The sequence below is a fragment of the Aureitalea sp. L0-47 genome (assembly GCF_026126405.1).
Lineage (GTDB): Bacteria > Bacteroidota > Bacteroidia > Flavobacteriales > Flavobacteriaceae > Pukyongia.
In genome coordinates this window covers 1-24,990 of sequence record NZ_JAFMTQ010000018.1, presented here as the reverse complement: position 1 = coordinate 24,990, position 24,990 = coordinate 1, and the positions used below count along the sequence as shown (strand labels likewise).

Annotated in this window: 21 protein-coding genes; 17 read left to right on the top strand and 4 right to left on the bottom strand. The window is 42.2% G+C overall.

Translation table 11 applies throughout. From position 1 onward, the window contains the following. Nucleotides 1-82 precede the first annotated feature (82 nt). Nucleotides 83-1,924, bottom strand: a complete 1,842-nt coding sequence (locus J1N09_RS14005) for a fasciclin domain-containing protein (protein ID WP_265200870.1) — start codon at nt 1,922-1,924, stop codon at nt 83-85. Nucleotides 1,925-2,099: 175 nt separating this feature from the next. Beyond that, nucleotides 2,100-2,750, bottom strand: coding sequence for a hypothetical protein (locus J1N09_RS14000; RefSeq protein WP_265200869.1), 651 nt, complete (start codon nt 2,748-2,750; stop codon nt 2,100-2,102). Nucleotides 2,751-2,832: 82 nt separating this feature from the next. On the opposite strand from J1N09_RS14000, the gene J1N09_RS13995 reads away from it, so the two are divergent. From J1N09_RS13995 to J1N09_RS13975, 5 genes are all read left to right on the top strand, one after another. After that, complete coding sequence (locus tag J1N09_RS13995) at nt 2,833-3,348, top strand: RNA polymerase sigma factor (protein ID WP_265200868.1); 516 nt, start codon at nt 2,833-2,835, stop codon at nt 3,346-3,348. A gap of 56 nt (nt 3,349-3,404) precedes the next feature. Then, nucleotides 3,405-4,298, top strand: coding sequence for a FecR family protein (locus J1N09_RS13990; protein WP_265200867.1), 894 nt, complete (start codon nt 3,405-3,407; stop codon nt 4,296-4,298). 51 nt (nt 4,299-4,349) lie between these two features. Beyond that, nucleotides 4,350-6,812, top strand: coding sequence for a TonB-dependent receptor plug domain-containing protein (locus tag J1N09_RS13985; RefSeq protein WP_265200866.1), 2,463 nt, complete (start codon nt 4,350-4,352; stop codon nt 6,810-6,812). A gap of 46 nt (nt 6,813-6,858) precedes the next feature. After that, nucleotides 6,859-8,337 (top strand): M28 family peptidase, encoded by a 1,479-nt coding sequence (locus tag J1N09_RS13980; RefSeq protein WP_265200865.1) that lies wholly within the window; start codon nt 6,859-6,861, stop codon nt 8,335-8,337. Between the two features lie 71 nt (nt 8,338-8,408). Beyond that, the gene (locus tag J1N09_RS13975) at nt 8,409-8,738 is read left to right on the top strand and encodes a hypothetical protein (RefSeq protein ID WP_265200864.1); all 330 of its coding nucleotides are present in this window, start codon (nt 8,409-8,411) and stop codon (nt 8,736-8,738) included. Between the two features lie 235 nt (nt 8,739-8,973). Here J1N09_RS13975 and J1N09_RS13970 read toward each other — a convergent pair whose 3' ends face one another. Both J1N09_RS13970 and J1N09_RS13965 read right to left on the bottom strand, forming a co-directional pair. Next, a complete protein-coding gene (locus J1N09_RS13970) occupies nt 8,974-9,453 on the bottom strand; it encodes a hypothetical protein (RefSeq protein ID WP_265200863.1) in 480 nt (159 codons plus the stop codon). Nucleotides 9,454-9,481: 28 nt separating this feature from the next. Next, nucleotides 9,482-11,266, bottom strand: a complete 1,785-nt coding sequence (locus tag J1N09_RS13965; protein WP_265200862.1) for a hypothetical protein — start codon at nt 11,264-11,266, stop codon at nt 9,482-9,484. Between the two features lie 113 nt (nt 11,267-11,379). Between J1N09_RS13965 and J1N09_RS13960 the strand changes: the two genes are divergently transcribed. The 12 genes from J1N09_RS13960 (at nt 11,380) to J1N09_RS13905 (ending at nt 24,823) form a co-directional block, all read left to right on the top strand. After that, the gene (locus J1N09_RS13960; RefSeq protein ID WP_321160817.1) at nt 11,380-11,886 is read left to right on the top strand and encodes an RNA polymerase sigma factor; all 507 of its coding nucleotides are present in this window, start codon (nt 11,380-11,382) and stop codon (nt 11,884-11,886) included. Nucleotides 11,887-11,935: 49 nt separating this feature from the next. After that, on the top strand, nt 11,936-12,835 hold the full coding sequence (locus J1N09_RS13955; RefSeq protein ID WP_265200861.1) for a FecR family protein: 900 nt from the start codon (nt 11,936-11,938) through the stop codon (nt 12,833-12,835). Beyond that, nucleotides 12,825-15,380: a carboxypeptidase-like regulatory domain-containing protein gene (locus tag J1N09_RS13950; RefSeq protein WP_265200860.1), complete on the top strand. Its 2,556-nt coding sequence runs from the start codon at nt 12,825-12,827 to the stop codon at nt 15,378-15,380. Before J1N09_RS13955 ends, J1N09_RS13950 begins: the two co-directional genes overlap by 11 nt. 130 nt (nt 15,381-15,510) lie before the next feature. Next, nucleotides 15,511-15,912, top strand: coding sequence for a hypothetical protein (locus tag J1N09_RS13945; protein ID WP_265200859.1), 402 nt, complete (start codon nt 15,511-15,513; stop codon nt 15,910-15,912). 42 nt (nt 15,913-15,954) lie between these two features. Then, a complete protein-coding gene (locus J1N09_RS13940; RefSeq protein WP_265200858.1) occupies nt 15,955-16,659 on the top strand; it encodes a hypothetical protein in 705 nt (234 codons plus the stop codon). Between the two features lie 208 nt (nt 16,660-16,867). Then, nucleotides 16,868-17,419, top strand: a complete 552-nt coding sequence (locus J1N09_RS13935; RefSeq protein ID WP_265200857.1) for a hypothetical protein — start codon at nt 16,868-16,870, stop codon at nt 17,417-17,419. Between the two features lie 173 nt (nt 17,420-17,592). Continuing rightward, complete coding sequence (locus J1N09_RS13930) at nt 17,593-19,077, top strand: hypothetical protein (RefSeq protein ID WP_265200855.1); 1,485 nt, start codon at nt 17,593-17,595, stop codon at nt 19,075-19,077. Nucleotides 19,078-19,088: 11 nt separating this feature from the next. Beyond that, on the top strand, nt 19,089-19,628 hold the full coding sequence (locus J1N09_RS13925; RefSeq protein WP_265200854.1) for a hypothetical protein: 540 nt from the start codon (nt 19,089-19,091) through the stop codon (nt 19,626-19,628). A gap of 28 nt (nt 19,629-19,656) precedes the next feature. Further along, entirely contained in the window at nt 19,657-21,621 is a 1,965-nt protein-coding gene (locus J1N09_RS13920) for a sensor histidine kinase (RefSeq protein ID WP_265200852.1), read from the top strand. Nucleotides 21,622-21,660: 39 nt separating this feature from the next. Next, entirely contained in the window at nt 21,661-23,487 is a 1,827-nt protein-coding gene (locus tag J1N09_RS13915) for a histidine kinase (protein ID WP_265200851.1), read from the top strand. After that, complete coding sequence (locus tag J1N09_RS13910; protein ID WP_265200850.1) at nt 23,484-24,125, top strand: response regulator transcription factor; 642 nt, start codon at nt 23,484-23,486, stop codon at nt 24,123-24,125. The genes J1N09_RS13915 and J1N09_RS13910 overlap by 4 nt, the downstream gene beginning before the upstream one ends. A gap of 14 nt (nt 24,126-24,139) precedes the next feature. Beyond that, a complete protein-coding gene (locus J1N09_RS13905; RefSeq protein WP_265200848.1) occupies nt 24,140-24,823 on the top strand; it encodes a hypothetical protein in 684 nt (227 codons plus the stop codon). Nucleotides 24,824-24,990 lie beyond the last annotated feature (167 nt).

Sequence of the window (24,990 nt, the reverse complement as noted above, 5' to 3'; positions counted from 1 at the left end):
TATAAAGCAGAAACCGTCCCTGCGTGAGCATACAGAGACGGTTTCCTGATTAACAACTAACTAAATTCAAACAAACTTTGCTCTATTGAGGCAATAGTACTGTGTCTATAGCGTGAACTACACCGTTGGCTGCCTGAACATTCACAACGATTATAGTACTTACGCGTCCATTTTGGTCGGTAATGGTGCCGTTTGTAGCGTCGATAGTGATATCGTCACCAAGAGTTGAAACCGGTCCATCAACTAGATCTTCAGCTCTAACATTAGCTTCCGGAATTACGTGCGTATTCAGGGTAGCTGTTAGCGTAGCTGTATCGATATCGTCAAGACTTCCAATTCCTAATTCGACTAGTAAGTCTCCGAAGGCAGCATTTGTTGGAGCAAATACTGTGAACGGAGCTGGACTTGTTCCGTTAGCAGTGCTAAGAACAGAGACGAAGTCTGGTTGGTCCGGACGTGTTAGGGCCGCAACAAGTGTTTCGAATGTTGGATCGGCTACTGCGAAAGTCACAACTGTTGGCAATCCGATCACAGCGTCAACGATATGCACTACACCATTGGCAGCTGTAACGTCTGGGGTTACTACGTTAGAAACTCCGTTAAGCGTTACTCCACTATCTGTATTGATGTAGATACTTAGGTTATCATCGGATGTACCGAAAGTAGCCAGTGTATTATCATATGAAGTTGACAGGCTGGTAGATAAATTTGTTCCCGTTAGGGCGTGGTTTAGAATAACTTGTGTTAATACATCTACTGGCACCTCACCTAAATTCGCAAATCCATTGTCTGAAAGGAAGGCATCGAATGCAGCATTTCCTGGTGCAAATACAGTAAACTCAGCAGATCTGTCGTTTAAAGCAGCGTCTAATCCAGTAATTTGAAGCGCTTCGGCCAGCGTAGATAGGTCTGCAGTCATCATTGCAAGTCCGGCAATCGTAGGATCGATGATGTCAATTACTGCCTGTGGAAGGATCACTTTATCAATAGCGTGAACTACTCCGTTACCCGTTTGAACATCGGTAACAATGATGTTAGATGGCATACCGGTAGCGTCGATTATTTGAGGTCCGTTTGCAAGGGAAATAGTAATATCTTCACCCTGGAACGTTGTAGCTGTAAGGCCTTCTGAAAGATCTCCGGCGCGTACGTTTGCTCCAGCAATTACGTGATAGTTTAGCACCAATTGAAGTACATTCTGTGGAATGTCATCCAAAGAAGCTACTCCTAAAGTCGCCAATAGGTTAGCAAATGCGTCGTTGGTTGGCGCAAATACTGTGAATGGAGAAGAAGTAGATCCGGATAATAGAGCTACGTAGTCGGTGTTAGCGTCAGTAGCAGCGATTAATGCTTCTACCAGAATAGAGAAATCTGGGTTTGCAGTTGCCTGAGTCACGATAGTCGGAATACCAATAACTGTATCTACAGCATGGATTACACCATTGCTTACCGCTACGTCCGGTGTAGTCACTGAAGCTACGTTATTTACTCGTACTCCTGAGCTAGTATCGACGAACAAGCTAAGGTTAAAATCAGTCGTTCCGAAAGTTGCCAGAGAGTTAATGTACCCTGTTGAGAGATCTCCGGAATTATTTGTTCCGTTAACTACGTGGTTTAATAATACATTAGTAAGAAGGTCAACCGGCACATCGTCCAGGCTGGCGAACCCGTTGTCGTTCAAGAAAGCAGCAAATGCATCATTGTTCGGAGCGAATACCGTGTACTCGGTTGAACCGTTTAATGTTTCTACAAGACCAGCTCTTTCAAGAGCGGCAAGAAGTGAAGAATAATCAGGGTTGTTCTGAACAAAAACAGCAATGGTATCTTCCGTTACCGGTGTTGTATCCCCGTTATCATCGTCACTACAAGCGGTCGCGAAAATCATCAGGAACGCTAGAAGTGATATTTTAAATAGATTTTTCATAACAATAGTTTAGATTAATGATTTGTGGATGAAACAACCCATTCATAGAAACTACTACCGGAAAATCCGATTTTAATATTTGTTTAACTATTTAAGTTAATGTTTAAACAAAAAACAGAAATAAAATAACCCTCCAGGGTGGAGGGTCAAATTAACATAACTAAACATAAGCGGGTTACTCACAAATAGGTATCATGCTTAAAATTTCCGATTTAAGCACATCATTCGATTCAATTGTGAGAACAACGTTATTAGGTAAGAGTATCTCTATTGGATACTGAATATTGGCAATAAGGCTTTCGTCCATCTCCTCTATCGTTTGAAAGGTCTGCTTGTCGTGTAAGAAGGAAATGGTTTCGAAATTAGATGTTATTGTATTGTATATAGAGATATTCACAGGGTAGCTAATATCTACACAAGTTATACTATCGTTGAATAAAGTCCCGTTCGCACAGGCATTTTGAAGGTCTCGATAGACTTCGATATTCGGTACTTCTGCGCTTATGTAATCTGCAAGGGTAACGGTTACAGGAAATTTGGGCATCAAATTGGCGCCTTCTCCAAATACAGAGAGGGCCTCAATAGAGTTCACCGGGTATTCTCTCCCTCTGTAGATACATATATAGGGGAAATTAATACTGAAACAGGAAGAATCGTCTACAATATCATCATACGATCCGTCGTGAGAAACGACAGACATGATCAACTTTTTAAGCTGACCATCTTGTATGAACGATTCATCATCGGGAGCCTGAACTACGGTAAGTTCTTCTTCCTGGCAACTTACAAAGGCTAACGCCAACATTACGTACAAAAAGTACTTCATCTTCATTTTTTGATAATATAACAACTCTGAAACGAAAATTCCTACCCGTTTTAATATTTTTATATTTGTCGAAATTCGCAGCATGTCAACCCCTCTTTTTAAAAATGTGTGTGACGAACAGTATTTCTCGAAACTCTATGAGGAGCATTCGAAAGATCTGCACGACTTCATATATTACAAATACGGCGAACATGTTAATCCAGAGGATAAGGTACAAGAAGCGTTTATAAAATTATGGCGCAATTGCAAAACAGTTGCGCCCGAGAAAGCTAGAAGTTTTCTGTTCACCGTTATCAATAATATCACTCTTAACGATTTAAAGCATAAAAAGGTTGTTCTAAAATACCAGCAATCCAAACCGAAGCAACACACCAATGAATCCCCTGAGTTCATCATGGAGGAGGCCGAATACCTCGCCAAATACCAGGCGGCACTTGCTAAACTCACGGAAGGACAACGCGTTGCCTTCCTACTGAATAGGGTTGAAGGCAAGCGTCATAAAGAAATTGCCGAAATGCTGAACATATCCAGAAAGGCGGTAGAGAAGCGTATTTATTCGGCTTTAGAAAAACTTCGGAAAGAGATCGACGGGATTTAATTGCCTGCATGGTAGGAATTTTCAGATCACGATTGTTATATACATAGAAATTGATTATGAAAAAGAAGGATTTAATTTCTAAATGGTTAAACTTTAACCTCAGTGATACGGAAAAGGAAACATTCGAGAACTTGGATGTTTCCGCTTCCTATCACCGTATTGACAGGGCTGCAAAGTACTTCAAAGCTCCTGAATTCAATACTGAATCCAGTTATCAGGATCTCAAAAATAAACTCGGAAATCGAAAGAAGTCGATTCGACCTCTGTACGGTTATATTTCAGGAATTGCTGCCACCCTTGTGGTCGCGTTCGGATTATTTGCCTTGTTGAATTCTCCTCAATCTACAGAATACGTTGCAGAGAATTCTGCCAGGACGGAGTTTGTTTTACCAGATACTTCCGAAGTGATACTCAATGCAGGGTCTTCCATCTCTTTTAAAGAAGAGAATTGGGACGATAGCAGAGAAGTTAATTTGGAGGGTGAGGCATATTTTAAAGTCGCAAAAGGGAAGAAATTCAGTGTTCATAGTTCTCAAGGCGTTGTTACTGTCCTTGGAACACAATTTAAAGTAAAAGATCGCTCCACTTATTTTGAAGTGAGTTGCTATGAAGGTTTGGTTCGTGTGGAATTCGAAGGTAAAACCTATGAATTGGCCGCCGGTGATGCCGTTAAAGCATACGGAGATATGGTGGTTAGTGAAAAAACAGCTCTTGGTAAACCGAGCTGGCTGGAAAATAAATCTGTCTTTAAAAGCGTGCCCATACGTGAAGTGATTCAGGAACTTGAGCGCCAATTTGATGTGCAAGTGTCCGGCGAAGCCATAACCAGTAACACTTTATTCTCAGGAAGCTTTTCCAATCAAAATTTAGACACAGCCTTGCAGGCTATTACAATTCCCCTTAACTTGTCTTACTCTATTAATGGTAAAAGCGTGGTTCTAAAAAAATAACCAAGAGTGACCCAGGGAAGGAAGTTAGCATTACTTTTCACATTTTTCAGTTTGAGTTTTTTATGGGGGCAATCTTCGGAACAGCCGAAGTCGCTGCGTGATGTATTCCGCTCCCTGGAGACCACCTATCAATGTACTTTCTCCTACAAGGACCTGGATCTCCAATATCACTATTCAGAAATACCCAAAGCAAATAATCTCACCGAATTAGTCCAGCAACTTTCGGCTACCACCTTATTCAATTACACCCTACTGGAAGACAATACCATTGCGGTAGGCAAGAAAGAAAATCTACCCTCTCGTTGCCTTACTATCACTACGGAATTCGATCAGCCCTTTGAAAATGTATCAGTTGTTACTCCATATCAGCAACTTTCAAGTGGTGCGAACGGAGTGGTTTCGGTTGAATATCTTAACAACCAGGATCCTATTGTGGTCTCGTACACCGGATATGAACGGATTACACTCCTCCCCGAAAACTTAATAGAGGTCGATTGTAATACGGTACCCCTTCAGAGGAAAGTAGAATTTCTAAACACGGTTACACTGGTAAATTACCTGGCCCGGGGTATCACCAAAAATGTGGATGGTTCGCTAAATGTTAATTACAAAGAATTCGACATCCTCCCCGGTCTCATTGAACCGGACGTACTGCAAACCATCCAGGCCTTACCTGGAATTCAAAGCGTTAATGAAACGGTTTCATTTATCAACATACGAGGGGGAACCAACGACCAGAACCTGATTCTATGGGATGGGATCAAGATGTACCAGAGTGGGCATTTCTTCGGACAGATATCCGCCTTTAATCCATTCCTTACAAGCGAGGTAAAAGTAATTAAGAACGGTAGCAGTTCCCAATACGGAGACGGGGTTTCAGGTATTATCAGTATGATGGGTGACGACACTATTGCCACTGAATTCAATGGTGGCTGGGGTATCAATGCCATTAGTACGGATGCCCATGTTGATATTCCCTTGGGTTCCAAAGCTTCTGTCCAAATAGCCGGTCGGAAATCGTTCAACAACCTCTTCGAGACCATCACCTATTCCCAATACTTCGACAAGGCTTTTCAGAATACCGAAGTAGTATCCAACTCCGCTGCTCAATCGGCCTCAAATGACGACTTTACCTTCTACGACACACATTTCAGACTCGTATATCAACCTACTTCCAAGGATTACTTCAGGGCCAACTTTCTCTTGCTCGGAAATCAGTTGGGTTTTCAGGAGAATGCTTTGATCGATGGTGACCGGCAGTCCAGGCAGAGTGAACTTTCACAGGAAAATTATTCAGGGGGACTCTATTATCGAAGAAACTGGAACGAATCCTTTGTTTCCGACATACAGTTCTACGGATCATCTTACTCATTGCAGGCCACAAACTTTGACCTTCTGAATAATCAGCGTTTACTTCAGAACAATGATGTACTGGAAAATGGGTTCAAAACGAGAATGTTTTACAATCCCTCTTCCACAACATCTTTAATGGCCGGATACCAGTTTAACGAAACCGGCATCACCAATTTCGAACAGATCAACAATCCATTCTTTGAAAGAACAGACAAGCAAGTGATCCGCACCAACAGCGGTTTTGTTCAGGCCAGCTTGCAACCTAAGAATTCGAATACCACTATCACAGGTGGAGTTAGGGTTAATCACGTGAGTAAATTCAACGAATTCCTGTTTGAGCCGAGATTGAGCTTTAATTATCGCTTCCTGAAGTACTTTTCCATAGACATCGCAGGAGAGTTAAAGAGTCAGACCACTTCTCAGATAATAGATCTTCAAAATGATTTCCTGGGTGTGGAAAATCGCCGATGGGTGCTAGCCCGGGAAGGTGAAATACCTATTTTGAAGAGCGAACAACTTTCAGTTGGGATCGATTATAGCAGGAACGGTTGGTTGATCAACGTAGAACCTTATATAAAAGAAATAGACGGGATCACTACTCAAAGCCAGGGTTTTCAGAATCAATTTGAAACAGCAAGAACCCATGGCAGCTATACAGTTAAAGGAGTTGATGTTTTGGTTAATAAACGTTTCAAGAAAGTGAATACCTGGTTGAGCTATTCCTACGCTGAGAACGATTATACCTTTGACAACCTTTCACCCTCTTCCTTTCCGAACAATCTGGACATTCGCCATACGTTTACCTACGGAATCAATTACAGTTTAAACGAATTCAACATTTCCGGAGGATTTAACTGGCACAGTGGTAAACCGATCACCTTGCTGGTTCCGGGCAACGAAATTGTAGACGGACAATTGAATTTCGACGCCCCTAATGCTGCCAATATCGACGATTACATCCGTGTTGATATTTCGGGTACTTACAAGTTTCCCTTCGGAAAAAACATGGACGCCTTCGCCGGTATTTCATTCTGGAATTTACTCGATACCCGGAATGAGCTGAATAGCTTCTACAGGCTCAATAATGACGGGGATCCGGAAAAGGTAAGGGAGAATTCGCTTGCGTTTACTCCAAATGCCACCTTCAGAATTAATTTCTGAGACAAATCCCTATCTTTAACCAAATCAAAAAACGTAAAACAATCATATGAAAAAAGTATTTCTTTCTTTCCTGGGACTGCTATTGGTCTCCGGAGCTTTCGCTCAATCGGAAATCGAAAAAGTTGAGACAACGGTGAACAAGGGTGACATTGAGGGCCACATCTATTTCCTTGCAGATGATCTTCTAAAAGGGCGCAAAACCGGAACCCCGGAGAATAAAATCGCGGCGGCCTATCTTGCAAATTCTCTTAGGAGTTATGGTGTAGAGCCTAACCCCAAAACAGGTGATTATTACCAAAAAGTTCCTCTAAAAAAGACAGAGGCCGCAGCGCCCATGTTCCTTTCTTTCGACGGGAAAGAATACAAGTACAAACTTGTGGTGAATCCTGCCCAGTTGAAAGTCACAACTCAGGCAGTTTACCTCGGCCACGGGATGGAGTCCGATTATAAAGGAAAGGATGTACGGAAGAAGTTCGTTGTAGTAAAAGCGGGTAGCGAAAAGTCCCCAGGGATTCGCTCGGCTTTTGGATTAAGAGGACAAAAAGAAGCCCTGGCAAAGGCCAATGGTGCTTTGGGGGTGTTAGAATTAATGGATGTGGACCAGGGAATGTGGAACCGCGTGGAACATTGGATGAGTGGCCCGCGATTGGAATTGGTTGGTGAAGAATCTAAAAAAGACGATCCCTCATTTGGATACGTTTGGTTGAGGGACGAAGGTGGAAAAATGACCTCCCAATTCGAAGAATCTCCTACCTCAACAGTTAAAGTGGAAATGCTACCAAGTAAAAGCGAGATAATCTCATCTCAGAACGTGATTGGTGTTGTTGAAGGAACCGATCCGGTGTTAAAGAACGAATATATCATCTATTCCGCGCATTATGACCATGTGGGTATTGGAAGTCCCGATGCAAGTGGAGACAAAATCTATAACGGCGCAAGGGACAATGCCGTTGGGACGACAACCGTGCTTAGCATGGCGGAAAACCTGGCAAAGTATCCAACCAAGAGATCTGCCTTGTTCATTATGTTTACTGCTGAGGAAGAAGGATTACTGGGAAGCAAATATTACGTAGAAAACCCGGTTTTACCGCTCGAACAGATGGTGTATTGCTTCAACAGCGACAATGGTGGCTATAATGACACCTCTCTCACGACCATTGTCGGACTTACAAGAACTACAGCCGAGAAGAATATCATTGATGCTTCTGCTGCCTTCGGACTTAAGGCCATAGAAGATCCGGCCCCGGAACAGGGTTTGTTCGATCGGAGTGATAATGTTCACTTCGCGGCTAAAGGGATCCCCGCTCCTACTTTTTCCATGGGATTCTCTTCCTTCGATGGTGAAGTGACGAAATACTACCACCAGCCGGGCGACCATGCAGATTCAATGGATTACGATTACTTAGTTAAGTTTTTCAGCGCCTATGTTTTGGCAGGTAGGAATATTGCTAACGACAGCACCAGTCCCTTCTGGGTTAGCGGAGATAAATACGAGGAAGCAGGTAAAGCATTATACGATAAATAATGAAACGGACCATTCAAGTTGTAGCGGTATTAGGCGTTTTCTTTTTTCTGAATTGTACAAGCAGTAACCCTATGAAATTAGTTTATTCGGACCAGAACAATAATGTCTATGTAGTATCCTCCGATGCTCTTTCCTATGATCCCATAACCGAAAGAGAGAGCTCTTCCGGGGTATATTCCGGAGGAGAAGCTTTCAGGGTTTCCCTGGAACCTTCAGAATACGAGGAAATAATGAACCTTGCTCAAAAGATCGCCAATGATCCCGAAGGAAAATCGAATAAACGGGAAATGCTAACTTCGGTATTGACATTGGTAGATGACAGAAAGGAAAGCGCTTTTATTCTTAAGCGTTCCGAAATGAGAACTGAGTTAGAATCCCTACTTCAGAAACACAAAGAATAAAGGACATACAAATACAATAAAAAGCCATCCAGTTTAATTTGGATGGCTTTTTAGTGGGGCAAAAAGGAGGAGCTAATTCCTGGTTAAGGAAGGAGAGGCCGCCTGGTCAGATCTCGTCCGGAAACGGAAGTCACCTGGACTTTTCTTTTTCATGGCTATTTCATTACGATAAATCGTTTGCCTAAATTTTCCGAATCCCTGATCGGGAGACCTCTCCGTCAACTAACCAAACTCATTAGATCTTTACAAATGTCAGGAAGTCCGTATCCCCGTTTCCTCCACTAACATCCGTGAGTTCGATCATAGTATTTGTAACGGAAACGATATCCCAGTCGTCATTCAGATCTTCAAAATCGCTACTCTGAGGCACATTGAAGAAGATATTGAAGTCAACATCGTTACTGCTCGATGAGCTACTGCTACTACTGTCAGTTACAGACCATGTTCCATTCACCGTGTCATTGTTTCGCGTAGCTACCAGAGTACCATCACTATTGAAATTGAATACATATCCTGTGAAATTTGAGGTTTCATCCTTGTTTGAATCCCAGAAGTAAGAGATTCTCCAACTTCCGCTTTGGGCTACCTGATTCGCCTCGGCAACCAGATTTGAGTTGTTGTTGGTATTAGTATCGTTCGAATCATCATCGGAACATCCAACCAGCATTAAGGAAACAAATAGGGCTAAAACTGTCTTTAAGATTTGCGTTTTCATCATTTACTATTTTCTGTAAGGGTTATTTTTAAAGTTTTTGAAGTGTTAGGTTATCGGTTCCACCACCGCCACCACTAACATCTTCCAGTTCTACAAGGGTAGTGGTAAAATTCAGCACATCCCAGTCGTCATTGAACTCATCGAAGGGTATTTGTGTTCCGAAGTCTAGCATCAGATCAAGATCACCTCCGGTGTCGATCACAGACCAGGTTCCGTTGAAGTTATTGCCGCCATTGGAAGCAGTTACCGATCCTCCGGCACTGAAATCCAATTGATATCCGTTGTATATTCCGGTTTCATCGAATCCGTCGTCCAGGTATTCGGCTACGAACCAAAGTCCGTCGAGCAAGGCATCATTTAGAGCCTGGGCAGATCCACCGCCACCTCCACCACATCCTGTGGCTGGCATTCTTCCGAACTCGAGAACATCTGTTCCGCCATTTCCACCACTTACATCTAAGAGGCTTATCAGTTCTGAACTAAAGGAGGTAACATCCCAGTCGTCGTTGATGTCTTCAAAATTAGGGTCGGCTGTAATGTCAAAATTCAGTACAAGATCGAGCATTCCATCATCTAGTTGAACGCTCCAGAAACCATTAACCGTGGTTGTGGCACTTACGGCTGTTGCGGTACCATTCAGGTTGTAAGTGAATACATACTCTACGTAGTCACAGGTTTCGATCTCACCATCGTCATCCAGTAAGTTTACATACCAAACTCCATCGGTTAACTCATTGATCAGGTCGTTAGTTCCTGTTCCTCCTCCACCTGTGGCTGGCGTGCGTTCAAATGTGAGATAGTCTATACTTCCATCGCCGCTTACGTCACGCAGACGAATGATCTCATTAGTTGCTTCGATTATATCCCAGTCGTCATCCAATTCGTCGAAGGGGTCGTTCGTTCCGAAGAACAACGTAAGGTCCGGTGTATTTCCACCCTCGAACATCCATGTTCCCGGAACAGTATTGGTTCCATTAGTAGCCTGGGCAGTATTATCAGTTTCGAAAGTAAATTCGTAACTGTTGTAGTTTGATGTTTCGTCGAAATCGTCAAAGAAATAAGTGATATACCATACACCCGTGGTAAGGTTTTGTTCAAATACTGCAGGATCGATGGGGTTTCCTCCACCACTGCTGTTTTCACACGCTTCGATCTGCGCTTCGAGTTCCGAATTAGAATTGACCTGCACTACAGTACCGTCCTGTAGGATCACATTGATAGGATAATCGATGCTGAAGAAATCATCATCGCCAATATTACTCAGGAACTGATATAGTTCCATATCGTTATTCACGGTCACGGTACCCGTTTGTTGCTGGTTGTTATCGAATGTGAAGAATGTGATCGGGTATTCGAAATCCAGACAACTAATAGAGTCGGGGAATCCATCATTCTCACAGGCTGCAATAAGAGCATCAAGTTCGTCCTGGCTATTCAAGACCAGTTCGGTATAATCATCTAAGATCACCGTAATGGGGAATACGATCTCCAGAGTATCAATGTCGTTAGGAAATTGATCGAAAATAGCTTCGATTATATCCAGATCATCCTCATCGAGTAAGGTAACTTGCTGACCGTTCGCAATCACGGTAATAGGAAATTTAACCGAGAAACAACTGCTCCCGTCAATAATGTCGTCCAGATCACCGGCGTTTTGCGAGGTGCGTAACAGAAGGTTGGCCAGCACAGAATTGGCAGTTATCGTTTCTTCGTTGGTTTCATCAATAAACATTTCCTCTTCCTTCTGGCAAGAAGTAGCCAGGAAGGTTAGGGCAAGAATAAGGAGTAATGGTAATCGTGCAAATTTTTTCATGTCTTTCTATTTAGGTTCTTTGGATGTTAAACAGGCTTCGATCAAAATACCCTACCCTACTTTATGGATTTTTTTTTGATATATTTGATTGAACCACTTTATAAAACAAAATATTGGATCAAAAATCAGTTTGCAATGAAATGGTATTCAGCAGCATCTACAATGATATTAGTCAGTCTGTCTGGAGATTCGTATATTTTAAATGCGGAGATGAAGCACAGGCGGATGATCTGGTGCAGGAGGCTTTTATAAAATTATGGAACAATTGTGCAAAGGTAACCAAGGATAAAGCCAAGTCATTTTTATTTACAGTAGCCAATAATGCTTTTCTAAACGAAGTAGCTCATAAAAAAGTAGTCCTGAAACACGCACAGCTAAGTCCGAGTAAGGTGGATAACCAATCTCCCGAATTCGTGCTGGAGGAGAAACAATATCATAAGAAATTACAGGATGCCATAGCTAATTTGAGTGAAGCACAACGTACGGCATTTCTTTTGAATAGAATTGAAGGTATGAAATATACTGAGATAGCAGAACATTTAAATATTAGTGTAAAAGCGGTTGAAAAGCGGATGAGCCAGGCCCTGAAAGCGCTGCGAACTGAATTTAAAAATATTTAAGGTAGGGTAAAATCCCAGATGACTGTTATACCTATGAATTATCAGAATTATGGAAAAAGATTACCTACTACACAAATATCTTAACGGCGATGCTTCTGCGGAGGATATTGTGGTCCTTCGTTCTGATCCTGAATATGCCGAATATACCCGGATAGCAGAAAGCACTTCAGAATTTGAACCACCGGAATTCAAGGCAGAATCAAACTTTGAAGCCATTCAGAAGGAAAAACTGAAAAGAATCGGTACTTCGAATAGATCCAGCTATAAGAGGATACTTCAAATAGCTGCAATGGTCGTGTTAGTTGTGGTAAGTTATGTGTTCATAAACTCCGTAGATACTAGTGTGCGAACAGGCGTCGCACAAAAAGAAAGTTTCACTTTACCAGACAATTCCGAAGTACAACTAAATGCTTCCTCCGAGATTCGATATAAGAAAAGAAGTTGGGACAAAAATCGATCCCTCGCTTTAGATGGAGAAGCCTACTTTAAAGTAACCAAGGGAAATACCTTCAGCGTAGAAACAAGCCAGGGAACTGTAAAGGTTTTAGGAACTCAATTCAACGTATTCTCAAGGGAGAGCAATTTCAGCATAAACTGCTACGAAGGCTTAGTTAGTGTTGCGTTCAATGATACACTTATTAAACTCCCCGCCGGAAATAAATTGCAAGTCCAGAATAATAAAATAGTTGTTCATACTGCCATCAGTAATAGCGCGCCCAGTTGGATAGCCAATGAGAGCAGTTTTGAGAACGCTACTCTTTCCGAAGTAATAAATGAATTAGAACAGCAATATCCAATAAATATAACCTCACCTGAAAATATAGCCAACAAACGTTTTACTGGTAGCTTTACGCATGACAACCTGGAGTTAGCACTCCGTTCTATTTGCGATCCGCTCCGACTTGGTTATACCGTTGGAGGGGATGAAGTGACCCTCTATGTTAAGTAAACGGAATTGGCGCAACCAACTGCTGTGGTTATTCTTGTGGGTTTGTTCCATTCAGATAGGAACGGGCCAGGACCTTCAGAACGAGGATCTGATCGCGGTTCTACAACAATTAGAGGACACCTTCAACATACGTTTTTCCTATGCTGCAGATGAACTGGAGAACCTGGCTATAGCATTCGAGGATGTCGAAACTCTTGATGAGGCGCTCGACCAATTGATTCAAAAACTACCTGTTCAATTCAATAAGCTCGATGAACGCTATATATCTATTGTTCGGAATGTTTCAGAATATGTGTGCGGTAAATTGATCGCCGCCGATACGGGCCAACCGCTTGCTGGTGCCAGTATAGTTTCCACACTTAGCGCATATGGTACGATTGCCAGCTCAGATGGTACTTTCTATATTCCGAAGTATATAGGCCAGGAAGGCTTAGTGATAAGGTATATAGGTTATCAACCCTGGGAAATTTCAGTTTCATCATTATCCGAAGACTGTGAAAATTTTTTAATTCCTACGGAAGTATCTACTCTGGAAACTGTGTTTGTCACAAATTATCTTGTACAGGGTATCGAAAAGACCCTGAATGGATCGATCCACTTGAATACTTCCGAATTCGGATTGCTGCCGGGGCAGGTTGAAAATGACATTCTCTTCGTCACTCAGGCATTACCGGGAATTCAAAGTGTAAATGAAACCGTTTCCAATATAAATGTGCGGGGGGGCACTCACGATGAAAACCTCATCCTTTGGAACGATATAAAAACATATCAAAGCGGGCACTTTTTTGGTCTCATCTCGGCTTTTAATCCTGATATTACTGCAGACGTAGATATCTACAAGAACGGAACACCGGCCAGGTACGGTGATGGAGTATCAGGTGTGATTTCCATGAATTCCCGAGACGAAATCGACACTCAATTCAAAGGCGGGGCAGCGATCAACCTGATCAATGGAAGTGCCTTTGGGATGGTACCCGTTTCGGAGAATGCGAGTATGCAATTTTCGGGGCGTATCTCACTGAATAGCTTGTGGGAATCCCCTGTATATCGAACGTACTCGGAAAAGGTTTTTCAAGACACCGAGATCACCAACACAAACGCTGCTGAAGCCGGCCTTGACATTGCAGCCGAGGAGGACTTTTCATTCTACGATTTCAGCACTAGGGTATTGTGGGATCTGAATGAGCGAGATAAGTTCCGACTCAATTTCCTCGCCATGAACAATACCCTGGAGTTCACAGAAACCATCCCATCACTGAGGAATTCCAAGACAAGTGAGTTAAATTTACGCAGTCTTCTTGGAGGAGTGAGCTGGGAACGCCAGTGGAACGATACCTTCCGTACCAAAGTACTGGGATATGTCACTACCTACTATCTCCGTGCATTGAATCTCGATCTTCTTACAACCCAGGAGGTTTTCCAGGAGAACGATGTGCTAGAGACCGGTATTAAAGCAGATGGTCATTTACTGTTGTCCAATAATGTTTCGCTAACCGGGGGGTATCAATTTGTGGAAACTGGCATTACCAATGAACAGGAAGTTAATTTACCACGATTCCTCGATTTAGATAAGGACGTTCTCAGAACGCATTCGGTTTTTATGGGTCTAACGTATAAGTCGGACAATGAAAAAACAAACATTTCTACAGGAGTTCGGGCTAACTATTTCGACAAGTTTGAAAAGATTGTGGTGGAACCGAGAATATCGGTTCATCAGAACTTAGGAAATGGCTTCTCGGTCGAAGCACTTGGAGAAATTAAGAGCCAGGCTACCACTCAGCGAATCGATTTCGATAGTGATTTTTTGGGTGTTGAAAAAAGGCGATGGATCCTGGCCGATGAAGAAAATATTCCTGTAATTAACAGCAAGCAGGGTTCTGTAGGTCTTGTGTTCGACCGAAAGGGATGGTTTGTGAATGCAGAAGGTTTCTACAAAATGGTTGAGGGTATAACCTCCAGGAATCAGGGGTTTCAAAATCAGTTTCAGTTCTCGAATGCGATTGGAAACTATACGGCTACCGGGGGTGAATTGATCATCAACCGCAGGGAAAAAACATATAGTATTTGGGTGAGTTATTCATACCTGAACAATGAATACGATTTCGGGACATTTGATCCATCGATCTTTCCGCACAACCTGGATGTCACACATACTGCTACGGTTGCCGGCTCTTATTCACCTATGGAAAGATTAAAGATCGCGGTTGGACTTAACTATCATACAGGAAAGCCCTTCACTATTCCGATGGAGGAAGAGGAAACAACATTCGACGGCCTCTCACAAATCATCCTATACGATGATCCAAATGAAGAGCGATTACCGGACTACTATCGCCTTGACGCTTCCGCAGAATATTTATGGCAGCTTTCTGATAAGATTGAAGCCAAGATCAACCTTGCGGTGCTAAATGTTTTGGATACGCGAAATACTCTTAATATTAGATACTCGCTTGTCGACGATGGTTCCGGAAATACCTCGGTAAGCCAGGTGAGGACCTCATCTATCGGTATTACACCTAACTTCTCCTTTCAACTTCTCTTCTGAATTTGGGCATAGAAATTCACCCTACCTGAATTCATACATTTTCAATTCCTAGCTGATTTCTTTGATAATGAGCGCGTTAGCTCTGTGTAGTTTAGCGGTATCAATGAATCATTCACTTAATAACATCAACATGAAATCAGTAAAAATCATCCTAATCCTCGCAGCCGTAATGGTAATGGGAACGACTCATGCACAGAAAGAGCGAAAAGAAGGCTCGCCCTGGATCATTATCGAATCGATCAAAAAAGAGGCCAGTTGGAACTCCGCTTTTAAACAAAAAGCAATCGCCTTGGCAAAATTAGGCGAGCATCTTCCCCCTAAAGGCCTTCTGCAATTCGAGATCCAGATGGCCAAAAAGACCATAATGGAGTATGAAAAGGCGGTTTTAAACGGTGCCGGAAAGAATTTAATCCTTCCTAAATCTGTTAAAAATGCCCGTAAAACGCATCCCGGCACGGAAAAACCAGCATTGAGTTCAAGACTAAGAATGCATCTCATGCAGATGGAGCGGGTCTTCGAAGACGATGAATAAAATAAAATTATCTAATAATCAATAACCTAAATAATTTCAATTATGAAAAAAGTAAGTATCCTTATCGCGCTAATAGCCTTTTGTGCTATTCCATTTACGACATCGGCACAGACCTGTTCAACGGTGTTAAAATCGAAAAACGGAACTGTGTATTCAGCAAATCCGGCAACAATCATCACTACAGCTACCTCGAACCAGGCGGTAGTGAAGATAAGTAAGACCGGTGGACGCGCTGAAACTCAGGTAAACATCTACGTTAATAATGTAATGCAGCCAAACCCAATTGAATTTGATAACGGCAATTATACACGTACGAAGACCAGGACATTGAACAATGTAAGCGGAAAGCAGATCAAAGTTCAGATAGTTAATCAGTCCGTTGCCAATACTTTCAAGTACAGTGCTAAGATCGAAGGAAAGAGCAGCAACATTACCACTTCCGGAGACAAGTCGACGGGTAGGCTAATGGGACAGACCAACAAGACCATTTACACAAAAGCATCCTGCACCGGTAAAGCGAGAATTATCGTAAGAAGAACCAATGGGAAAGCCAGGGGTAATATCCGCGTATGGCAAAAGAACGGTAGCTCATGGTCGTTGATGAACAACCACACCTACACTTTCGAAAAGAACCAGGACAAAAAGATCTTCGTTGTGAACTCAAACAAAAAACTGAAGGTAGAACTTCGTAATGTATCTGTGGGAAACACCCTTAGCTATGTTATGAACGCACTTGCTGCTAACTAATATGGCACTTCAATAGGTAATTATCGGTCTCCTGATTTCCGGGGACCGATTTCGGTTGAGAATCGACCTCTATGAATTCATAGATTTTTAAATGCTACGGGAATTCTTTTAGCTCTTCTAAACTGAATAACAATACCTTAGAAATGATTAAAAATAGTGAAAAGAACTACTATCAAATTCAACAACTAACAATACAATTCAACGAAACATGAAAAAACTCATTACCATTATCGTAATAGCCTTGTTTGCTTTCAGCTACCAGGCAGAAGCACAGAACTGTAACCAGGGAGCCAAACTGGCTCAGAAAACCTGGGAGAAATGGGGGCCATGGAAACCAAATATCCAGTTGATCCCTTTCAAAAACGAAGTCAATAAAATAAAAAATGTTTGGAACTGGATCGCCTCGAACGGTGGAGCGAACATAGGCCCACGTTTTCTTGAATTAGATGGAGGAAACGAACAAGGAAGCATCGCCGGTCAAACCAAGCGTACGTTTGTAACACCTCCTTCCTTTTACGAAAAGGTTGAGATCACCATCAACAAATACGATGGAAAGGCGAAAACAGGGGTTGTGATTTGTGTTCAGGGTAGAAATGGAGTTACACAGCAGCGTGCTACCTATGAATTCCCCAACGGCAAGAACGGAAAAGTGAAAAAATTCACTTTGAATAATGTGAAAGGTAAGATTATCATCGTAGCAATGAGGAATAAGTCGGTGGGTAATAAATTCAAATACCGAATTAACGCCAAGAAGAAATAATTATCAGGCAATAGCTGCTCGATTAAAACTTCATATCGAAACTGTAGTGAAATTAATTGAGCAGCTTTCAAACGCGAGAGATACTTTATTGGTATCAAAACCATTTACCGAAGCAACGCGAACACAATAAAAAATTACAATACAGTCCCCGGCACAATCAATAAACAACCATCATGAAAAAATACATCCTAATCTTACTCCTTATAGGGTCTACATGGACCGGATGGTCTCAGTATAAAGCTGAGATCTCGGCATTTGATGTTCCCAGTAAAATGAATCCATCGAACACGTACCAGTTGGATCTCACCATGAAAAATACAGGAGATGCCGTACTAAACAGAAGCAACTGCAAGCTGCAGATGAGCTATGTGAGCGGACCTGATGCTGAAGCTGGTGAAGCTTTTGAAGTGACTAGAGACTTAATAACCAACATCGATCCCGGCAAAGAGTTTTCGTTCAAATGGAGTATGGAATCCCCCATAGTTCCCGGAACCTACAAAGTAAAACTAGCACTTATGAATGGAAGCAATTCGCTGGCTAGCAAGGATCTTTCGGTGACCATAGATGAAGACTTTACGGCAGACGTATCCGTAAATCTTCCCATTAGCCTGGAACCCGAAAAGAAATACCCTCCAATGAGTGCGACCGTGAAAAATAGCGGTAAGACGCAGTGGCCGGAAGGTGAATATGAACTCAAGGGAGAAGTAACAGGGGCACCATCCGAAGCAGAAGACGAAGATGAAGAAGCATTCGAGTTCGAAGAAAAAATGGATCTATCTAACCTGGCTCCCGGAGGTTCTGTAAGCATTGGATTCGCTGAAAAACTGGAGACACCCTCCACCGGTGGAGCATACAGTATTGAAGTAAGCATCTACAAGGACGGAAAGAAATTCGATGCAAAGAACGGAACGATCAGAAAGGACACCTATGTGAAGATCGAAGAACCGGAGGCCGATATTTCCAGGAAGGTAACTACGAAGTTATATCCTGAAAAGACATATTCGGTTTCTTTTACTATCAAAAATTCCGGCAATGTACAATGGGAAGAAGGGAGCTATAGCCTGAAATCGACCGTGGTAAGAAAGCCATCAAACGACCTTGACGATGATATTTTCGAGCAAGATGTAAAATTTGATGGTGATGAAATGGAGATAGGTGATAGCGATGATGTAAGCTTTGACGACATCACTGTTCCCTCAATTCCCGGACGAGTTGAAGTGAAATACGAGATCATGAAGGATGGTAAATCGGCCGATATGGAAGGTGGTGAAGAGACAGTGAGCTATGAGATCGTTGAACTACTGCCCGAACTTAACATTGGAAGGGTAACACTGGAAGATGATATGGTTACCGGCAAGACCTATAAATTGCGCATAGACATGAAGAACTATGGAGAGGTAATGGCTAACGGTGACGATTGGGTAATTAAATGCAAGACCCGTTCACTGAAGCCTTCCAACTACCGTCCCCCCAGGGGTGTATTCGACATTGAGCTTGATGGCATTGACATGAAATCAGGAGAATCCAAGTACGTAAGTGGGAGCATAAAAGCCCCAAAGGTTTCCGATGAAACATCCATAAGGCTGCAATTCAATGTATACTACAAGGGTGACCAAATGGGAAGCACAAAGACATTCGACATAAAAATTAAATCCTAATACTTCAAAAAATGAAAATTCTATTAACATTTATCGCATTGATACCATCAATAATCATGGCACAAGAACCACCAACCGTATTTCAAATTGAACCTGTATCCAACCAGGAGGTTCGATACGAAGGAAACCTCAACCAGGGACAAAAGATCGAAGATCTGTCATGGGCATGGCAAAGTAACAACGCCTGTTTCCCAGCCACTCAATATCACAAGTTCACAGGTAATCACGTATTCTTTACAGGTATTTTACCTGCTTACAGTGAATCGACAGTCACCGTAATTCCAAAGGATCCGGAGGCAAACTTCAGTCTTTACGCCTATGAAGTAGGTGTGAACAACGATGCCCTTCCTCCTAACCTGGCTTCCTGTATCAGGTGTGAAGCTGACCATAAATGGGACAGAAGTTATGCCGGAAAAACTCAGGACCACACCCGAAACGTAAAATATATGGTTGCTATTACACGGCCTTACCGCATCGTTATTGGTGTTGTTGGAGCCGAGGAATTGGACGAGGGTGATTTCACACTGGTTATAAATACCAAAGGCAGATAAGGATAAAAAATATTTATATCTTTTATGTATGCTATCCACTAATCAACTGTTTGTTTTTTTTATCGCATTTGCGGCTTTGCTAACAAAGCCGCAATATGCGTTTTCACAGGAAAACGAAAAACAGCGTATCGATAGCATTATATCATCACTGAAAGGAAAGGATTCCGAAGCTCGGGAATCATCTTATTTCGCCATCAATAAGTTAATAATGAAAAGTGGCGGGGAAAATTCCGAATCACTTTTCAGATATGCGCTTTCTAAAGACAGTTCAGACCAGGCAAAGATGGTCTTTTATGAATCCATGTCGATTGTTTTCTCCCGCAGGGGGAATACCAACGAGGCACTCAAAATTAAAAAGCGGGGGCTTGAATTAGCGGAGAAATTGAATGAAGAGCATTTTATACTTGTTTACAATAACGATATCGGCAATCTGTATATCTATCAAAATCTTCCGGACAAGGCGTTATTTCACATAAACAAAGCACAAGTTTTGGCCGAAAAGGAAGAATTCGAACACTATAATGCAGGCATATACTACAACCGGGGTTTATTAGAAAATTTGTTGGAAAATGTTGAAGGTCAGCATTACAATTACCTAAAAATGTGGCAGTATGCCAGCGAATTTAAAAATAATCCCACCAAACGTTTTTATCTCTATGTTTTAGTAGATTTTTTAAGTCAGACAGATTATCCTGAAGAGCTTGCCAAATATACCGAGGAGCTTTCGGCTTTGTACGAAGAGGCAAATCCAAATACACCTGAAGGTCATATGCCGATAAAGGCGATCTTCGAGAAGCGTTCGGATCCATCAAATATTCCATCATTGATAAAATCCATCCGGATTAGTGACAGTTTGAATAGTGTAAACTCACTTACGTTTTCCTCAATCGCCCTGGCAAAGACCTACGAAAAAATGGGGAGGCCTTTCGAGGGAATTTCAGTTCTTAAGAAGGCCATTCAGAAGATCGAATCCACCGATAAACCTCAACTAAAACTGGATCTTTATTCTGAAGTTAGTAGAATAAGTGCCCAGGCGTCGGAGTACCAGGAAGCGTTCAACTTTTTGCGTAAGGAAACCGCAATGCGTGATAGTATAAAATCGGAACGCATGCAGCACAACATTGCTGAACTGGAAGTAAAATTCGATACTGAACAAAAGGAAAGAAAAATCGCCCAGCAGAATCTCGTGATCGAAAAAGAAGAGCGACAGAAGAACCAGGTCCTCATCGGGTTAGCAGCGCTAGGAATTCTGCTTATCATCACTTCTATTTTCTTCAGAAATCGATTGAAGTATCAGCGGACTATCGCGAAACAGAAGGAAGCTATACAGCAACAGCAGATCGTGGAATTACAACAGCAGAACAAGTTATTGGCGTTGAATAGTATGATAGAAGGACAGGAAGCCGAGCGATTGCGCATCGCGAAAGACCTGCACGACAGTCTTGGAGGCCTACTAAGCACAGTTAAAGCACATTTTAGTGCAATTCAGAAAGAAATAGAACAGCTCGAAAAGCTAAATATCACGGAAAAGACCAATTCCCTGATCGACGAAGCATGTATTGAAGTAAGACGGATCTCACATAATATGATGCCTCATGCTCTGAGTATTTCGGGTTTAGGAGGAGCGGTGGAAGATCTTAGCACGAATTTGAGAGAGGAAGGCTATGAGGTAACACTCGAGCTTAAGGATCTTCCCAAAATGGAAAATACGCGTGAAGTTGTGGTCTACCGATTACTTCAGGAGATCATATCGAATATTCGAAAGCACGCGGAGGCTAATACTATTCTTATCCAGCTGCTTCCCATTGAAAACGGTCTAAATATTCTTATCGAGGATAATGGGAAAGGATTTGACTACGAGCAGGCTTTATCGAAAGGTGGACTGGGCTTGAAAAGTATAAACAGCAGGGTTCAGTTTCTAGACGGACAGATCGATTGGGATTCGGAACTTGGAAGAGGAACGTCTATAACTATCGAAATACCCAACCAGTAAATGCAGACCATTTGTAACATACAACTACGCAAAAGCATCTTGCTCACAATAATATTGATCTGCACTTTTATCGCACAGTCATTGGGGCAAAGCAACCAGCTTGAGGACAGTTTAAAGGTGGTGCTTTCGCAAACTACGAATGATTCCATTCGAATGACTCTTTATAACGAATTGCGCAAGGCCACTTATTATAATGAACCGGAAGTGTCCAAAAATTATACCCAGGAGTATCTCAAAGTAGCAGAACGAAATAGAGATTCGTTCCATATCGCCTTGTGTAGTTATTACCTGGGAAATGCCGATCTCACACTGGGGAATTATCAGGAGGCCCTCCCAAATTATTTGAAAGCCGCCAATTATTTTGAAAATTCCGATGATCCCGGAAGGTTGAGTTCGGTGTATAACGGAATTGCTGCGGCATATGAAAAACATGGAATCGACTCACTTTCCTTAATGTATTTTACCAAATCCTATGAGATTAGCGAGGAGCAAGAGGACGGAAAACGAATGGGAATTGCGCTCAACAATATTAGTAACATTTATAGAAATCGCGGCGATCTCGTCACAGCCATCGAATATCTTGAACGTTCGCGGGAAATACTTTCGGAGCCGGCTTTTGCCAAATATTACATCCCTATAAGTATTAACCTGGCCAATGGTTATTCCGATTATGAACGCCCTCAGAAGGCCAAGGAAATTTTCCTGAACACCCTACCGAGGATAGATACGACAGCCGATATCTTTCATTACGCCACTTTATTGCGCGGACTTGGTGGTGTGTATACCCAGGAAGGAGATAAGCGCAGAGGATTACGCTACTATGAACGTGCCTATGATGCTTTTAGGGCACATGGGTTTGCGGATGAGAAACTGGAAACTATGCCCTTTCTTATCGATGCTTATTACGAGAATGATCAGACCCGAAAAGGCATGAACCTTTTTTACGAGTATTCTGAGGCTAAGGACTCCATATTTAATTCGGAAAAAGAAAAAAGCTTAACGGAAGCCCTTCAGAAATACGAAGCGGAGAAGAAAGACAAAGCATTGCTGGAGCAGGCCTTAACGATTGAAAAGAATGCACGACAGAAAAACCGTATCCTGTTCGGTTTGATCTCGGCGATAATGTTCGCAATCATATTGTATTTCTTCTTTCGAAAGCGACTTCAATACCAAAAAACTATCGCAGAACAGAACGCTTCTTTGCAACTTCAAAAGATAACCGAACTTCAGCAAAAGAACAAGCTTCTTGCATTGAGCAGTATGATTGAAGGCCAGGAAGCAGAGCGGCTACGAATTGCAAAGGATCTTCACGACAGCCTGGGAGGACTGCTTAGTAGTGTAAAAGCACATTTCGTATCCATTCAAAAGGAAATTCAGCAACTTGCCAAACTAAACCTTACAGAACGCACCAACGAACTTATCGATGAGGCCTGCATAGAAGTAAGACGAATCTCTCACAACATGATGCCTCATGCCTTAAGTATTTCCGGACTTAAGGGCGCTGTTGAAGACATGGCTGAGAACCTTAGGGAAGAAGGATACAAAGTTACCCTTGAAATGAGTGATCTCCCCGAAATCGAGAATACGAAAAAGGTAATGATCTATCGCTTAATGCAGGAGGTCATCTCCAACATACGAAAGCATGCGAATGCAAAGACCATATTGCTTCAATTGCTTCCATACGACAATAAACTAAACTTGATTATCGAGGACAATGGAGATGGATTTGATTACGTAAAGGCCCTTGAGAAAGACGGTCTGGGAATCAAGAGCATCAACAGCCGAGCAGAATTCCTGGATGGTAACATTGAATGGGACAGTAAGCCGGGAGATGGAACCTCGATAAGTATAAATATTCCATTATGATACAGGTATATATAGTAGACGACCATAAAATGGTCATTGAAGGATTGCAATTATTACTTCAGAATGAGGACGACATTCAGGTCTTGGGTTCGGCTTTGAGTGGCCAGGAAGCATTGGATCGAATTCCGCAGGAACAACCGGATGTGGTCCTGCTGGATATCAATATGCCAGACATGAATGGCATTGACACATGCAAGAAACTCTTGGAGATCAATCCCGACCTTAAAGTAGTTGCCATCTCCATGCACAAGGAAAGCAGCCTTATCAAACTAATGCTTTCAAGCGGAGCAAAGGGCTATGTACTTAAAAATGCAGGTCAGGATGAAGTTATCGAAGCCATTAAAAAGGTACACTCAGGTAAAATGTACCTGGATGAAACAGTAAACGAGATCGTGGTAAATAGTGTGGCCTCGGGACAGGACAAAAAATCGAGCAGCCCCTTCCCTACCTTATCGCGACGTGAAAAAGAAATACTTCAGTTAATTCTGAAAGAACATACTACCCATGAGATCGCAGAAAAACTTTTTATCAGTTTCGGAACGGTTGAAACACACCGAAGAAATATGCTAATCAAAACGGGTGCACGAAATACGGCCGGACTCGTACGAATTGCTCTTGAATATGAACTTCACAATTAACTAATACAAACATCATGAAAAAACTACTACTAATTATTGCAACGATCGGACTGGTGAGTTGTGCTTCGGAATCGGAGCAAAAAAGCCTGGACCGAATTGCCGAGATCTACGATGCGAAGACCTCCTACTCTAAAGGATTTAGCAGTGCAGCAGGTAAGGAGACAATCCGAAATTTCACCGCAAAGGTTTCCGAAAGTAACCTTATAGACAGTCTTAATCCAAATGTCACATCTTCCAATATCGCACTGCTGGTATACCAGGGATTTGAGGAAGACGAGAAGGACAAGTACAACAATATTTTTGTCCAGATGGTGAATAAAGAAGGAGATACTGCAGATTATACGTATCCAGTGCCTGCAATTGCGAAAGTTGCAGCTAAATCGCCTGTCTTTGAAGCGTTCTCTGAAAGTGTTATGAATGGAGATGGAGGAAAAATAGACGAGATCCGTGATACGGAAAGCATACCGGAACCTATTGGGGAACGACTTATGATCACCATTACCAAGTACAAGGATAAATATGGTAGCATTATTGGCTACGAGCCGTTTGGCATAGCCGAATTAAGCGATGCGAAAGGAACCGCGTATCAGTTTCAGTCTTACATGGTTTTCAGTAGTGGAAAGAAAATACCATATATAGTAAACCTTGACACTTCTCCAGAGATAGAGAAGGTATATGGATTTAGATTCTTCGAATAAAAAAAGCCCCTGGAAAGGGGCTTTTCTCTTCAAATAAATAAAATTGTTTAGTCAATAAATCCGCCAGGGTTATTATCCCAGAATACCTGGTCGGTTAGCTGACGCTGTTGGATGTTCGGGTTGTTTTCTACTTCGTCTACAGGATATCTGAATCCTCTTGGGAATGC